Below are 15,571 nucleotides of genomic sequence, written 5' to 3'. Positions count from 1 at the left end.
GCAAGTGATTGAAAGGCTTTACTATTCTTCTGGATAAACTTTATCTTTAAACTCACACAAATCTTCGATAGTACAACTGCCACATCGAGGTTTGCGAGCAATACAGGTATAACGCCCATGTAGAATAAACCAATGATGAACGTCGACTTTGAATTCTGCTGGTACCACTTTAAGCATTTTTTGCTCTACTTGATCAACATTCTTTCCAGGCGCAAAGCGGGAGCGATTAGCTAATCTAAAAATGTGCGTGTCAACAGCAATGGTTGGCCAGCCAAAAGCTGTGTTGAGTACGACGTTTGCTGTTTTACGACCAACACCTGGTAATGCCTCTAGTGCATCCCTATCTTCTGGGACTTCACCGTCGTGCTTATCAAGGAGTATTTTGCAAGCTTTGATTACATTGATTGCTTTATTGTTATAAAGGCCAATAGTCTTGATGTATTCTTTCAGTCCATCTACGCCGAGGTCATAAATCGTTTGCGCTGTATTTGCGATAGGAAATAATTTATCGGTTGCTTTATTCACTGAAACATCAGTAGCTTGAGCTGACAGAGTGACGGCAACCAATAATTCAAAAGGACTTGAAAAATTAAGCTCTGTTTCTGGCTTAGGGTTATTTTCTCTCAGACGCTCGAGGATTTGACGTCGTTTTTGGTTATTCATTATCGTCGTTAGCCTACTTTAGTTATTCGGGCACGCGCAACTTCCTCAATTTGAGGTGCAGGCTTTCGTTCTTCGAGCTTCTTATCAATTATATTTTTTGCTGCTATGAGTAGCCCCATACCAATGAAGGCGCCAGGGGGTAACATTGCTAACAAAAACGAAGTATCGAAATGAAATATTTGGATCGTTAAGCTTTTCGCCCAATCGCCAAGTAGTTGGTCTGCACCAGCAAACAGTGTGCCTTGGCTAAGAATTTCACGGATACTACCTAAAACAGCAAGTACCAAAGTAAAACCTAATCCCATCATAAAGCCATCAAACGCTGATTTTGACACATTATTACGTGAAGCAAAGGCTTCTGCACGACCAATAATGACGCAGTTAGTCACAATCAAAGGCAAGAAAATACCCAGTGACAAATATAAACCATAAGCATAAGCATTGATGAGTAACTGGACTGCAGTTACTAATGCAGCAATGATCATGACAAAAACAGGAATGCGGACTTCTTTTGGTACAAACTCTCGCACAAGTGAGACTAAAATATTAGAACAAACGAGTACCACCATAGTGGCAATCCCTAAACCAAGAGCATTCGTTACGGTAGACGTCACGGCAAGGAGAGGGCAAAGACCGAGTAATTGAACAAGCCCCGGATTGTTCTTCCACAAGCCTTGTATGGCAATATCTTTAAAATTACTCATGGTGGTCCTCACATTTTTGTGACTGACGAACAATCATATCAAAATTACTATGGATGTAATTTAATGCCTTATGAACGGCCTTTACATAGGCTCTTGGTGTAATGGTGGCACCGGTAAACTGATCAAACTCGCCACCATCTTTTTTTACTTTCCATTGTTTAGTAGAAGTATTCTCTAAAGACTTTCCATTAAAACTTTTAACCCAATCAGATTTAGGCAGTTCAATTTTGTCGCCGAGACCTGGAGTTTCATTTTGTTCTAGCGTTCTCACCCCAAGCACTTTTCCAGATTTATCTGCTGCGACAATCAGCTTGATATTACCGTTGTAGCCATCTGGGGCTATAGCTTCAATGGCAATGGCTGTAGCTTGTTCTTTTTTGAATGCAACAAATGCGGAAACCGCATCTTCTGTCCCTAAAGCTTTGGGTTCAACAATGGCTCGGCAGCTTGTCACCAAATTATTATCGTGAATTTGCATAGGTATGATTTGCTCAAGCACTTTTAACCTTTGCAATTGTTTTTGTTCCGCAATTTTGCCTTCAGTGACTTTATTGACAACAGAGACCGCTGCTGTGCACAACATGGCAAAAACAGCTAGGATCAGACCATTCTTTAATATTGGATTATTCATAGTGGCGTCCTAATTAGTTCTTCTGTGACCATAACTGCGTGGCCTGATGTAATAGTCAATTAAAGGCGCTGCTAAGTTGGCAAGCAACACGGCAAAAGCAAAAGCATCAGGGTAGCCACCAAAACTACGAATGACATATACACATAAACCAATAACAAAGCCAAATAACAGTCTTCCACGCTCGCTGGTCGCTGCTGTTACAGGGTCTGTAGCAATAAAGAATGCCGCTAGCATCGTTGCACCTGAGAACACTTGGTTAATCGGTGAGATATGAGTGTCGGGCTCTAACAGGAAACCAAAACTGCTACAAACGAATAAGGTGACAATAATACTTACTGGGATATGCCATCTAATGATCTTGAGTTTCAACAGTGCAAGTCCACCGAGCAGGTAACCCATATTAATCCAAAACCAGCCAACACCATGATGTCCATCGAAAGCAGGTTGATTGAGAATTTCTGTAGAAGTCAACTTGAGTGACAGGCCTGTTTTATAGCTGTCCAATGGAGTTGCCATTGATATACCATCAATAGTTTGCTTCCAATGTTCAGCAGCAAAATGACTTACTCCAAAAATTGCTTGTAAGCTATCTGCAATCGATGGTGGATACGCAGCAATTTCAGCAGGAGCTGGCCAGCTTGTCATCTGAACTGGAAATGAAACCAACAACAATACATATGCCGCCATAGCAGGATTAAAAATGTTATTGCCTAAACCACCATAGAGCTGTTTTACAATAACAATCGAAAACACTGTACCAATGACTATCAGCCACCATGGTGCCATCGCAGGTATTGCTATGGCCAATAAAACCGCAGTAACAACAGCACTGTAGTCAGTCAATGCATAACGAATGCTTTTGTTGCGCATCTTCATCATCAACGCTTCTGAACTAACAGCTATCGCAACAGCTAATAAAATTTGAATCAATGTACCCCAGCCGAAAAAGTACAATTGAGCTGCGATACCAGGCAATAAGCATAATAGCAATCGTTGCATAACCTTATGAGTCTGCAGGTTGCTATTAATATGTGGTGATGAGGCTATTTTAAATGCCATGGTGATTTATTGCTCCTCTCTTGCAAGCTTTTTCGCTTTGGCTTTTGCTACCGCAGCAGCAATTCTTGCTTTCTTTTGCTCTTCAGCAGATAACTCTATTTCTGGTTTTTTCTCAATAACGACTGAACCTTCAACTTCAGTATCTTTGTTATCTTTTTGTGCTTTTTTAGCTTTAGCCTTTGCGACGGCGGCAGCAATTCTTGCCTTCTTTTGGTCTTCAGGAGAATTTTGTTTTGCTACCTTCACGTCAGACACTTCTTGACTTGATTTAGGGTCTGATTCAGCGGTTATATTTGTTTCCTTTTGTGCTTTCTTGGCTTTAGTTTTAGCCACGGCAGCAGCAATTCGAGCTTTTTTCTGTTCTTCAGCTGATAACTCTTTCGAAGTGTGAGAGTTATCACTCTCTTGTAACTCTTGTTCTTGAGCCGCTTTTTTAGCTTTTGCTTTTGCGACGGCTGCAGCGATTTTGGCTTTTTTATCGAGTACAGGTTGCTGGTTTATTGAGTCAGAAGCAGGTTCTGTCGTTTCACCGGACTCAGCTTGTTGCTTTGCAAGCTTTTTCGCCTTTGCTCTAGCTACGGCAGCAGCAATTTGTGCTTTTTTATCGTCAGCAGGTGTTTCTATAGGTTCAGACTCAGTATTTTCGGATTGCTGAGCTTGCTTTTTGGCTTTAGCTCGAGCAATTGCCGCAGCAACTTGTGATTGTTTGTCTGATGTTGTTTCTGATGATTCGGCCTCAGAAGATTTTTTAGCTTTAACTCTAGCAAGTGCAGCCGCAACTGCGCCTTTATCACCTGATGACATATTGCTTTTACGGCGTTCAGCGGCTTTTTTAGCTTTTTCTTCGCGTTCACGTTTTTCTTTCTCTAAACGTTCAAGGCGAGCATCAAAACGTTTTTTCGCTTGTTCTGCTGCAATTTTCTCTTGCTCTTCTTTGCGAATAGCTGACTTAGCTACGCGATAATATTCAACGAGTGGAATATCTGAAGGGCAAACATAGTTACAACAGCCACACTCGATACAATCCTTTAAGTTATAACTGGCCGCTTTGTCATATTCTTCTGCTTTTGAATGCCAAAAAAGCTGTTGAGGTAATAAACCTGCAGGGCAGGCAACAGCACACTCACCGCAACGAATACAAGCGCGTTCATTTGACCCTGTAGTAAACTCGCTGCTCGATGGCGCAATGATACAGTTCGAACCTTTTAAAATTGGTGCACTCAGATCAACTTGCATGTGTCCCATCATCGGGCCACCAACGATGAGTTTTAAATTATTTTGCTCTCTCACACCAGCCGAGTTCAATAAGTGCTCTATAGGCGTGCCAATTGGCACCCAATAGTTACCTGGCTTTGTTACATTCTCACCTGTGATGGTTACCACACGTTCGATGAGTGGTTTACGTTGTTCAATAGCTTCGCCAATCGCCATGGCGGTACCGACGTTATGAACTACAATACCTAATTGCGCTGGAATACCACCAGAGGGTACTTCCTTTCCGGTGAGGATTTGGATGAGTTGCTTTTCTCCTCCAGAAGGATACTTAGTTGGAACGACAGTGACTCTGGCTTTACTGGCTAAAGCGCCATATTTTGCTAAAGCGATATTCATTGCTTTAGCTGCTTCAGGTTTATTGTCTTCAATCGCAATAATAAACCTAAGAGGGTCGAGCAATGCGTCGATATAGGTCATACCTTTAATAATATCTTCAGCATGTTCACGCATTAGTCTGTCGTCGGAGGTAATGTATGGCTCACATTCAATACCATTGATAATCACTAATTCAATATCACTGATTGGGTTAAGCTTAATGTGGCTTGGAAAAGCAGCTCCTCCCATGCCGGCAATACCTGATTCACGAATGCGAGTTAGCATTTGCTCATTAGAAAGCTCTTCAGATGGCGTATTTATTGATTCAAGCCATTCATCTTTACCATCTGCACCCAATATTACACTCAATACAGGAAATGCCGATGGGTGATTACTTGCTCTTGATTCAATGGCTTTAATTGTCCCTGAAGTCGGTGCATGAGCGGGTAAATGACCATTACCTTCTGTTAGAGGTTCACCCTTTAATACACGATCACCAACGGCAAATTTAAGGATGCAATTTTGTCCGACTGTTGGCACTGGGATAATGAATTCATCAGCAAGTGGAAGCCTATCAATATTAGATTTATTGGACAGGTGCTTATTTTCAAGAGGGTGGATACCCCCTGAATACGGCCAAAGTGCTCCTTGGTCAATTTGTTCCAATAAACTTAACACTGACGTTCCTCTTCCAACAACTTAACGGGTATAGCATTTAACTTCCAATCCCAGTTCGTCAAATTTTGTTCAACCGGGATCATATCAATGCAATCTACAGGGCAGGGCTCAACGCACAAATCACAGCCCGTGCAATCTTTAGATATTACGGTATGCATTAATTTACCAGCACCAACTATGGCATCGACGGGGCAAGCCTGAATGCATTTAGTGCAACCTATACATTCTTCTTCTCGTATGTAGGCAACTTTTTTAACTTGAGCATCTTCAGTGACATTTAAAGGCTCAGGCTCAACGCCCATAATGTCAGCCAATTTTTCCATTGTTGCTGTGCCACCGGGAGGGCATTTATTAATTTTTTCGCCGTTAGATATTGCCTCAGCGTATGGGCGACAACCAGGGTAACCACATTGACCGCATTGGGTTTGGGGTAAAGTTGACTCCAATTGTTCGACAATCGGGTTGCCTTCAACTTTGAATTTTTCTGAGGCATAACCAAGAAGGAAACCGAAGATTAAAGCGATAACAGTAAGTACGATTACAGCGGTAAAAATATCAAAAATCATTATTTAACAAGCCCCGTGAACCCCATAAAGGCTAATGACATTAAACCAGCAGTGATCATTGCAATGGCGCCACCTCTAAAAGGTGTAGGTATATCTGCAGCAGCTAAACGCTCTCTCATAGCAGAAAATAAAACCAGCACGACCGAGAAACCTACAGCAGCACCAAAACCATAAATGGCTGATTCTAGAAAATCGTGTTTTTCATTGATATTCAATAGCGCAACACCGAGTACTGCACAGTTTGTGGTGATCAACGGTAGGTAAATACCCAACGCACGATAAAGCGAAGCACTGGTTTTTTGAACAACCATTTCAGTAAATTGAACCACCACAGCTATTACAAGGATAAAGCTGATGGTGCGTAAATACGTTAGATCGAAAGGAACCAGAATATAAACGTTAACAAGATAGCTGAGCACAGAAGCAAGCGTTAAAACAAAGGTAGTAGCCATCGACATGCCAATAGCGGATTCAAGTTTACTTGAAACCCCCATAAACGGGCAAAGGCCGAGGAACTTTACGAGAACAAAATTATTTACCAGTACCGTGCTTATTAACAACAGCAGATATTCAGTCATTGCAAATCATAAAAAATGAATAATGAGTGCTATTATCGACTTTTATTATGATTTAAACAATATCCTGACCTAAATCAGTCAAGTATCTTGCTGCATTAGTGTTCAAAATTGTTCGATGAGATCATTATGCAGCTTTTGTTAGCTTGGGAGACGCTATATAAAAGCCTTGCAAACCATCCACTAACAGCTGCTCAAGCTCAATTTTTTCTGATTGGCTTTCGATGTTTGTAGCAATAACCGATACACTAATTCGTTTAGCAAGATCGACCATCATTTTCACAAAAAACTTATTATCGTCATTGGTTTCAATTTGCTTGGTAAAGCTACCATCAAGTTTAATAAAGTCAGGACGAACTTCTTTAAAGAAACGAAATGCAGATAACCCCATCCCAAAGTGTTCTATTGAAACTTTTAATCCCAAACTGTGGGCTAGTCTTACAAAATTGGCTGAGGCCGTGGTGTTTGCTTGAATGCCTGTTTCATTAACTTCCAAAACTAACTTAGTAGCTAGCTTTTGATGCTGTTTAAAAAAGTCTTTCATCCAAGCTTGAAAGCTCGGGTGGAGAGCTGAAGATGTACTGATATTAACGCCAAAATTCCCTGTTAATTGTGGGGTTTCTCTGAGCATTTTGACGACATGGGTAAGAATTAACTTATCTAAAACCATGATTAAATCGTATCGTTCCGCCATCGCAATTACAGCTGCAGTGGGTAATAGTTTCCCTTCACTATTTTTAAAGCGAGTTAACAGTTCTTGGTAAAAGTTTTTTGAAGCTCTGCACGATTGAATCGGTTGTTGATAAAACACTAACGATTTACGCTTAATCAAATTCTCAATGGTGATCTTCCAGCGATTGTCTCCAACTTGCTCGATATTGTCGGCTTTTTCTATCGCATGGTAGCAGTTCGGCCCCATAGTCTGAGCAATGCTCAATGCGGCATCTGCTAATGATAATAAGGCAATAGGTTTAGTGTCTGGTTTATAAGGAACTAAAGAAAAATGTGCAATCGATGAGGTTTTAAGAGATTGTTGATAGACTTCAAATTCATCTTTAATTTTTTTAAGTAATGATTCTGTTTCTGAAAACTTAACATGTGGGATGATCGCAGCAAATTCAGCACTGGAAATTCTAAACAGATTGGAGGCAGTATATTTGTCAACGTTTTTTTTCAGAGTATGGGAGATTTGTTTTAAGTAACTATCGCCAGCAAGCCGGCCTTTTGATTGATTTATTTGAGACAGTTCGCTGGCTTTCAGTAAAAGTAACACGCCACTATTATCGTGTGATTTAAGAGAATTTAAAGCTTCTGTAAATTTAAGTGTATTACTCAGCCCTGTTAAAGAGTCTGAATAAGCGTCTTTATCTAGCTTTCTATTTTCTTCGATCAACACTTGAAGTTTTAGAGCTATCTTTTTTCGACTTTCACGCAATGCATTTTCAACTGGGCTAAAGTTCTTTGGGAGTCCGAAAGAATTATTTAAAGTGCTCGGTCGTTGTTCTGTGTATGTAGATATGATTTCGACGAGCTTGTTGATTAACTGCTTATTAATACTCATACAAGTATAGGCCACGAAAGCAATGACTATGTAGGCAAAGAAAGAATAGAGTCCAATACTGAAAAGCTTATTAAGAAGCTCTTGTTTGGATTGTTGTAAGTTAAATTTTACTTGTAAGCGGCCAGTAGAAAGCTGACTTGTGGTACCTGGGTTTTTGGAAATAAGAGAGCTTAAGAAATGGTCATTGCTTGGAAGGATACTTCCACGTGTGAAATTGTTATCTCTATTTTCTTTATCAATAAATTGAAAAAATCTAAGTGGAATTTGTTTTTGGATTAGACGATACAGCTCTTCACCATTACCAGCCCAAGAGTCATATTCACTGATAACCTTATTATATTCAGCTGTTTGATGTGCAGAGATAGCGTTGAACTCTCTGTTGGCGTCGACATATACCCAGCCCCACAGCGCACTTAAGCACAATAACAAAAAAAACTGGTAAACTTTCGATGTAAACATAACCAATCCGATCCTTCAGATTTACAAGATAAGCTTCAAGTCGCTTGAATAGATTTCCATATTATTCAAAATCTCTGACTACAAATGCAGTTGAAGGGTATTGTAACGATTTTTTTAATAAAGAAAAACTAAATGATAAAGAATTAAGAAGAAAATTGGCTCCCCAGACTGGACTCGAACCAGTGACATACGGATTAACAGTCCGCCGTTCTACCAACTGAACTACAGGGGAATAGATAAGATTATAAATTTAGTGGCTCCCCAGACTGGACTCGAACCAGTGACATACGGATTAACAGTCCGCCGTTCTACCAACTGAACTACAGGGGAATACTAAATTTTATTTCGATTGGCTCCCCAGACTGGACTCGAACCAGTGACATACGGATTAACAGTCCGCCGTTCTACCAACTGAACTACAGGGGAATCGAAATATGATGCTTAGAAAGTTTGGCTCCCCAGACTGGACTCGAACCAGTGACATACGGATTAACAGTCCGCCGTTCTACCAACTGAACTACAGGGGAATCGCTTTCTTTCACATCTTGTTCTTAACGTTATATAAATTGGCTCCCCAGACTGGACTCGAACCAGTGACATACGGATTAACAGTCCGCCGTTCTACCAACTGAACTACAGGGGAGTGGCATCAACATCTCGTTGAGAACGGAGCGCATATTAAAACGGACTTTAGGGTGAGTCAACTGAGGTTTTAAAAAAAAGTGTAATTAAGCTGTTAAGTGGTCATCTAATCAGCACAATGATTAAGAAATAAAAAAGGTGGTCAATTTCTATGCCACCTTTTTTCTTAAATCATTTATCTTTTGTATTAGAAGTTTGCACTTCTTGGTGCTCGAGGAAATGGAATTACATCACGGATGTTCGAAACACCAGTCACATAAGAAACTAAACGCTCAAAGCCTAACCCAAAACCAGAATGTGGAACGGTACCGTAACGACGTAAATCGCGATACCACCAATAATCTTCCTTATCTAGCTCCATCTCTTCAAGGCGAGCATCCAGCACATCAAGGCGCTCTTCACGTTGAGCTCCACCAATAATCTCGCCAATTCCTGGTGCTAATACATCCATAGCAGCAACTGTCTTACCGTCCTCATTCATGCGCATATAGAATGCTTTAATGTCTTTCGGGTAGTTTTTCACTACAACAGGCGCATTAAAGTGTTCTTCAGCCAAGTATCTCTCATGTTCAGAGTGAAGATCGATACCCCATTCGACTGCAAACTCAAACTTCTTGTTGCAATTTTTTAGGATTTCTACAGCTTCGGTATAGTCGACTTGAATAAAGTCTGATTCAACAAATGACTCTAAACGTTCAATCACCGTTTTTTCAACACGTTGCGCAAAAAATTCTAAATCATCACGACGTTCAGCCAATACTGCTTTAAATGCGTATTTCAGCATATCTTCTGCAAGAGTTGCGATATCATCCAGATCAGCAAAAGCTACTTCTGGTTCTACCATCCAAAACTCAGCTAAGTGACGGCTTGTGTTAGAGTTTTCAGCTCGGAAGGTTGGGCCAAAAGTGTAAACTTTTGAGAGAGCACAAGCATATGTTTCAGCATTTAACTGACCTGACACGGTTAAAAAAGATTCTTTCCCGAAGAAATCTTTATCGTAATCCACTTCACCTTTGTCAGTGAGAGGGATGTTTTGCATATCTAATGTTGAAACACGGAACATTTCACCCGCACCTTCACAGTCAGAGGCTGTGATAAGTGGCGTAGAGGCCCATAAGAAGCCTTGCTCATGGTAAAAACGGTGTATAGCTTGCGATAAACAGTTACGAACACGCATAACTGCACCAATGATATTGGTACGAGGGCGTAAGTGAGCTAATTCACGAAGGTGCTCAATTGAATGACGCTTTGCTGCCATTGGGTATGAGTCAGGATCGTCAACCAAACCAACCACTTCAACTTCAGTGACTTGAAGTTCAAATTTTTGGCCTTTACCTGGTGATTCAACAACTTCACCTGTCATGATAACTGAACAGCCAGCTGTTAAGCGAAGTACTTCATCTTGATAATTATTAAGAGAATTAGGAACAACGCCTTGGATCGGGTCGAAGCAAGAGCCATCATAGACAGCTAAGAAAGAGATTCCAGCTTTGGAATCGCGACGAGTTCTTACCCAGCCTCTTACTGAGACAGTTGAACCCACAGAATGCTCCCCTTTAAAAACAGAGGCGATGCTTGCAATAATCATTGTTGCTTGATTCTCCAATAAAGCAATACATAAAAAATAGACCGCTTATATTACCTCTTATAGTTTCAGAAACAAGGAATAATCATCGCCATATAGCTGAATAAAGAGCAGGTTTGAACTGCAATCTACTCGCTATTTTGATAATTTGGTTATTATGTTCATTTTATGGGATTTATATGTCGCATAATGAAATAGAAGTAACCAGAGGTGTTTCGTTAAGATGGATTGATTATCTGAACGAAGTTCATGCCGTCGATCTCAAGGAATTAGCTCGACAAGTAGCAACAAATGGAGAATGGACAAACGTAACGTTTTGCTATTATTCTTCAAAGTCTGATGATGTCATTTATGTTGATTATCAAGTTAAATGGGTCAAAACCACAGAAGGTGAGAAAATAGTAGTTAGTCACCAAAGCGTTGGTAACAGTATAAAGGCATTTTTTGGTTTCAAAGAAAACTTACCTAGCTTGATAGAGAAAAATGTAAATAATCGCATATCTCAAAACCACCAACTTTCCTGTGAAGTTCGAGAGTCTTCATCCGTAACACTGTTCTCATCTTTTAAAATAACCTTTTCACAAATAAACCATATTTATCAAGTTGAACCTGTACTTCCAGAAGGAGCAGTGCCTGTGTTTATCTTTGATCTAGATAACACTATGATTGGTTTGAAACTTAATTCGAAGGGGTTGCTAGAATACTACGATATCCTTGGTCAACGTAACATGACTATGATTTTAGAAAAGCTAAAATTGAATTACCCAAATGTAAAAATTTTAGTACTTACAAATTCTGATTACGAACAAGCTTTGGAAACCATTACTAAAGGTCTAAGAGTTAAGGAGTCCGATTTTTTCTATGTGGATAGTAGAACTAATTCATGCTATCAAAAAATCATGGGAGATAAATGTAAAAATCGCAATTTATTAACAGACAAATTTAGGCGCTTAGAAGGTATTTTTCAACATTTTCAGGAACTCAAAAAATGTAATTATTTGGTATTTTCGGACGATCAAAGAAGTCATATTTGTGAGGCCGCAGAATTTGCTCATTTCTCAAAAAAGAGTTGCCATTTATACGAAATGATGAGTACTAAAGAAAATGCAGAAGGGATAACCAGAGCTCAGCTCTCAGTTAATATGAGGGTATAAGCATTGACAAATAGAGAGTTTAACCGTTTATTTTAGAAATAAGTACATTGATGATAGAGGCCGTAATTCCCCAAATATACTCACCTTGGCAGTGAAACACTAATACTTCATATTCAACCCCCTTTTGTGATGTTTCAATTTCAGAACGATTCCCAACGTTAAAAAAGTCAGTGATCGGAATATTAAAACAACGACTTACTTCATTATCATCAAGTGTTAAATTCGATAAATCATTGACAAAGGCGATGATGGGGTAAACTCTAAACCCTGTATAAGTATGCTGAGTTGGAAGAGCACCAAGGATTTCGATGTGCTCTGAACCTAAGCCTATTTCTTCTTCAGTTTCTCGCAATGCTGTTCTAATAATGCTGTAATCTTCGTCAATCACTTTTCCACCGGGGAAACAAACTTGTCCAGGGTGGTGCTTTAAGTGAAAAGGGCGTTGAGTTAGAAGAAGATGAATTTCACCATTAATTTCGTGAGCAGGAATCAGAACCGCAGATTCTCGGTACTTTTTATGTTTAGCAACGCTGTCAGGAATGCAAAAACGGTCTGCATTTTTAGGCTGCGGACTGAGTAATAATCGATTTTTGAATTCCTGTTTGTTCATAAATAATTCAGGTTTCCAGAATTGGAAGGATTCTGCTGACTTTATCATAGGTTTCTTGGTACTCAGCATCGACATTTGAATCCGCGACGATACCTCCGCCAGCCCAACAATAGATTTTGTTGTTCTCTGTAACTAACGTTCTGATAGTAATGCTTGTATCCATCTTGCCATCTTGGCTGATATACCCAATTGAACCACAATAAATACTTCGCCTGCTAGGCTCAAGTTCTTCAATGATTTCCATTGCACGAATTTTGGGTGCACCAGTAATTGAACCTCCTGGAAAGGTCGCATTTAATAAATCAGTTGCGCTCAAATCATCTTTTAAGACTGCAGTAACAGTGCTAACAAGATGATGTACTGCGGGAAAACTCTCAATATCGAATAAACTGGGTACCTTTACGGTGCCAGCTTTTGCAACTCTACCAAGGTCATTACGTAACAAATCAGTAATCATGAGGTTTTCAGCTCTATCTTTTACCGAGTTTTGCAGTTGAACCGCTGCACGTTGATCCTCTACAGAGTCAGAGCTTCTTGGTAATGTACCTTTGATGGGTTTTGTTTCAACCTTTCCATTATCAAGTTGCAAAAATCGTTCTGGTGAAATCGACAAAATGGTGTGCTGAGGTAAGCGTATATATGCAGAAAAAGGGGCTTGGTTTTGGTGACGTAGTTTTAAATACGCCTGCCATTCATTGCCTGAATAATTTGCTGAAAATCGTTGAGTTAGATTGATTTGATAGCAATCACCACTTAATAAATACGAATGAACTTTATCAAACTTATTGGTATATTCTGCTTTTGTTATTTGTGCATGCCATTTACCAGATAATTGAAATTCTTGTTGCTTATTCGTCGAACTACTAAGAATTTGAGAGAGCATTGCTTGTTTAGCATCAATGTACGATTCGTCATCTGAGTAACAGACCAGATTCCAAGTTTGATTATGGTAATCAAAAATTAATGCCCAATCGTAAAAGCCAATATTCATTTCACTGAGCGATAAATCGTTTTCAGCAAGTTCAGGTAGTGTTTCTACTCTTCGACCTAAATCGTAATTAAAACTGCCCAATGCACCGCCTGAAAACGGCAGTGAACATTCAAATTTTTCAGAGAAAATCGCTTGTTGAAATTTCTTTAGCACATCAAACGGATTTCTGGTTGTTGTTTCATTCTGGATGTCGCAACAAGCCTGTGGATTGAGTACTTCAAAATACGATTGTTGATTTTTGGTAATTAACGTTGCAATAGGATCAAAGCTTATGACGTCGTACCTAGCATCGGGATGATTGGCATTAGCAGAGTCCAACAATATCGCCCATGGTTGATCGGCAAAGTGTGAAAAAACGGCTTCTGTGGTTAAAGTGATGTCAATTTGTCGGACAGAAAGGCATTTTGACTTCCGTGTAACCATTAATTAGACCCTGTGATATAGCTCAAACATTCGGAAAATAGTATCATAAAAAACATCATCACAAATGATCCTATAATAAAAATGCCAATATCTGCATTGGTAGAAAACATAAATGCACTGGAGCGCGTTTAATATGACATCAAACACTCAAGATTCTGGTCAAACAGTAATCAAGCAAGCTGACTTTATCGAAAGCGTCGCAGATGCCCTGCAATATATTTCTTATTACCACCCGAAAGATTTTGTTGATGCAATGTCTGAAGCCTATGAGCGTGAAGAAAGCGCAGCGGCTAAAGATGCTATCGCTCAAATTCTTATTAACTCTCGCATGTCTGCAGAAGGTAAACGTCCTTTGTGCCAAGACACGGGTATCGTGACAAGCTTTGTAAAGATTGGCATGAATGTTCGTTTTGATAAAACGGATATGACAGTTCAGCAAATGGTGGATGAGGGCGTACGCCGTGCATACACCAACCCTGATAACCCATTACGTGCTTCTATTGTAGCTGACCCAGCAGGTGCTCGTAAAAATACTCGAGATAACACACCGTCTGTAGTTCACGTTGAAATGGTGCCAGGTGATCACATTGACGTTGCGGTTGCAGCAAAAGGTGGTGGCTCTGAAAACAAATCTAAGATGGCAATGTTGAATCCATCTGATGATGTTGCAGCTTGGGTTGAGAAGACTTTACCAACAATGGGAGCTGGCTGGTGTCCCCCAGGAATGCTTGGTATAGGCATTGGTGGAACAGCTGAAAAAGCAGCGGTAATGGCGAAAGAAGCGTTAATGGAAAGTGTTGATATCCATGATCTAATGAAGCGTGGTGCTCAAAATACTGAAGAAGAGTTGCGTTTAGATATTTTCAAACGTTCAAATGACTTAGGTATTGGTGCTCAAGGTCTTGGCGGTTTAACGACTGTTCTAGACGTAAAAATCAAAACTGCACCGACTCACGCAGCATCTAAGCCTGTTGTGATGATCCCTAACTGCGCTGCAACCCGTCACGTTCATTTTCATCTTGATGGAACAGGCCCTGCTGAGTTAGCAACACCAACACTGGAAGATTGGCCTGAAATTACACGTGAGTCAGGTTCTGATGTAAAACGCGTAAATCTTGATTCGATCTCTCAAGAAGAAATTGAAACTTGGAAAAGTGGTGATACCTTACTGTTAAACGGAAAGATGCTTACCGGTCGTGATGCGGCACACAAGCGAATTCAAGGTTTAATTGAATCGGGTGAGGGGTTGCCTGAAGGCGTGGACTTTAACGGAAAATTTATTTATTACGTTGGCCCCGTTGATCCAGTACGTGATGAAGTCGTAGGTCCAGCCGGTCCAACTACAGCAACTCGTATGGATAAATTCACTGACCTAATGCTCGAGAAAACAGGCATTATGGGCATGATTGGTAAGTCTGAACGTGGTCCAGCTACAGTTGATTCAATTAAGAAACATAAAGCTGTTTACCTTATGGCAGTGGGTGGCGCAGCATATTTAGTGTCCAAAGCAATTAAAAAATCTCGTGTGGTTGCATTTGAAGACTTAGGTATGGAAGCCATTTACGAGTTTGATGTTAAAGACATGCCAGTCACTGTAGCAGTTGATTCAAATGGTGTTAATGCACATGAAACTGGCCCAGCAGAATGGAAAATTAAGATTGCTAATGCGAGTTAAGTAAG

13 protein-coding genes and 5 tRNA genes are annotated in these 15,571 nt (G+C 40.1%); 2 read left to right on the top strand and 16 right to left on the bottom strand.

Annotated elements, in window-relative coordinates; translation table 11 throughout:
- Positions 1–21: 21 nt before the first annotated feature.
- The 14 genes from nth to asnS form a co-directional block, all read right to left on the bottom strand.
- Complete coding sequence (gene nth / locus AC1EU2_RS12885) at positions 22–663, bottom strand: endonuclease III (RefSeq protein ID WP_480298682.1); 642 nt, start codon at positions 661–663, stop codon at positions 22–24.
- Between the two features lie 8 nt (positions 664–671).
- Positions 672–1,367: an electron transport complex subunit E gene (locus AC1EU2_RS12880; RefSeq protein WP_480298681.1), complete on the bottom strand. Its 696-nt coding sequence runs from the start codon at positions 1,365–1,367 to the stop codon at positions 672–674.
- Positions 1,360–1,998 carry an electron transport complex subunit RsxG gene (rsxG, locus tag AC1EU2_RS12875; RefSeq protein ID WP_480298680.1) on the bottom strand — a complete coding sequence of 213 codons (639 nt, stop codon included), beginning with the start codon at positions 1,996–1,998 and terminating at the stop codon, positions 1,360–1,362. Before rsxG ends, AC1EU2_RS12880 begins: the two co-directional genes overlap by 8 nt.
- A gap of 9 nt (positions 1,999–2,007) precedes the next feature.
- Entirely contained in the window at positions 2,008–3,057 is a 1,050-nt protein-coding gene (gene rsxD, locus AC1EU2_RS12870; protein WP_480298679.1) for an electron transport complex subunit RsxD, read from the bottom strand.
- Positions 3,058–3,063: 6 nt separating this feature from the next.
- The gene (rsxC, locus tag AC1EU2_RS12865) at positions 3,064–5,325 is read right to left on the bottom strand and encodes an electron transport complex subunit RsxC (RefSeq protein ID WP_480298678.1); all 2,262 of its coding nucleotides are present in this window, start codon (positions 5,323–5,325) and stop codon (positions 3,064–3,066) included.
- Complete coding sequence (gene rsxB / locus AC1EU2_RS12860) at positions 5,319–5,891, bottom strand: electron transport complex subunit RsxB (RefSeq protein WP_480298677.1); 573 nt, start codon at positions 5,889–5,891, stop codon at positions 5,319–5,321. Before rsxB ends, rsxC begins: the two co-directional genes overlap by 7 nt.
- Positions 5,891–6,469: an electron transport complex subunit RsxA gene (rsxA, locus tag AC1EU2_RS12855; protein WP_480298676.1), complete on the bottom strand. Its 579-nt coding sequence runs from the start codon at positions 6,467–6,469 to the stop codon at positions 5,891–5,893. The genes rsxB and rsxA overlap by 1 nt, the downstream gene beginning before the upstream one ends.
- Positions 6,470–6,593: 124 nt before the next feature.
- Positions 6,594–8,486 (bottom strand): EAL domain-containing protein, encoded by a 1,893-nt coding sequence (locus tag AC1EU2_RS12850; protein WP_480298675.1) that lies wholly within the window; start codon positions 8,484–8,486, stop codon positions 6,594–6,596.
- 156 nt (positions 8,487–8,642) lie between these two features.
- Positions 8,643–8,718, bottom strand: a tRNA-Asn gene (locus AC1EU2_RS12845).
- 22 nt (positions 8,719–8,740) lie between these two features.
- Positions 8,741–8,816, bottom strand: a tRNA-Asn gene (locus AC1EU2_RS12840).
- A gap of 20 nt (positions 8,817–8,836) precedes the next feature.
- Positions 8,837–8,912 (bottom strand) — tRNA-Asn (locus tag AC1EU2_RS12835).
- A 25-nt stretch (positions 8,913–8,937) separates the two neighbouring features.
- Positions 8,938–9,013 (bottom strand) — tRNA-Asn (locus tag AC1EU2_RS12830).
- Positions 9,014–9,053: 40 nt separating this feature from the next.
- Positions 9,054–9,129, bottom strand: a tRNA-Asn gene (locus tag AC1EU2_RS12825).
- Positions 9,130–9,315: 186 nt separating this feature from the next.
- Positions 9,316–10,716 (bottom strand): asparagine--tRNA ligase, encoded by a 1,401-nt coding sequence (gene asnS / locus AC1EU2_RS12820; protein ID WP_480298674.1) that lies wholly within the window; start codon positions 10,714–10,716, stop codon positions 9,316–9,318.
- Between the two features lie 176 nt (positions 10,717–10,892).
- Between asnS and AC1EU2_RS12815 the strand changes: the two genes are divergently transcribed.
- Entirely contained in the window at positions 10,893–11,867 is a 975-nt protein-coding gene (locus AC1EU2_RS12815; protein WP_480298673.1) for a hypothetical protein, read from the top strand.
- Positions 11,868–11,886: 19 nt separating this feature from the next.
- On the opposite strand, the gene AC1EU2_RS12810 is transcribed toward AC1EU2_RS12815, so the two are convergent.
- Positions 11,887–12,477, bottom strand: a complete 591-nt coding sequence (locus tag AC1EU2_RS12810) for a CoA pyrophosphatase (protein WP_480298672.1) — start codon at positions 12,475–12,477, stop codon at positions 11,887–11,889.
- Positions 12,478–12,484: 7 nt separating this feature from the next.
- A complete protein-coding gene (gene pabB / locus AC1EU2_RS12805) occupies positions 12,485–13,891 on the bottom strand; it encodes an aminodeoxychorismate synthase component I (RefSeq protein ID WP_480298671.1) in 1,407 nt (468 codons plus the stop codon).
- 133 nt (positions 13,892–14,024) lie between these two features.
- Here pabB and AC1EU2_RS12800 point away from each other — a divergent pair, with 133 nt between their 5' ends.
- Positions 14,025–15,566 carry a fumarate hydratase gene (locus AC1EU2_RS12800; RefSeq protein ID WP_480298670.1) on the top strand — a complete coding sequence of 514 codons (1,542 nt, stop codon included), beginning with the start codon at positions 14,025–14,027 and terminating at the stop codon, positions 15,564–15,566.
- Positions 15,567–15,571: the final 5 nt, after the last annotated feature.

Source organism: Parashewanella sp. 2304DJ23-3 (assembly GCF_056591695.1).
Note: the sequence above shows the minus strand (reverse complement) of the source record. Positions and strands in the feature narration are given on the sequence as shown.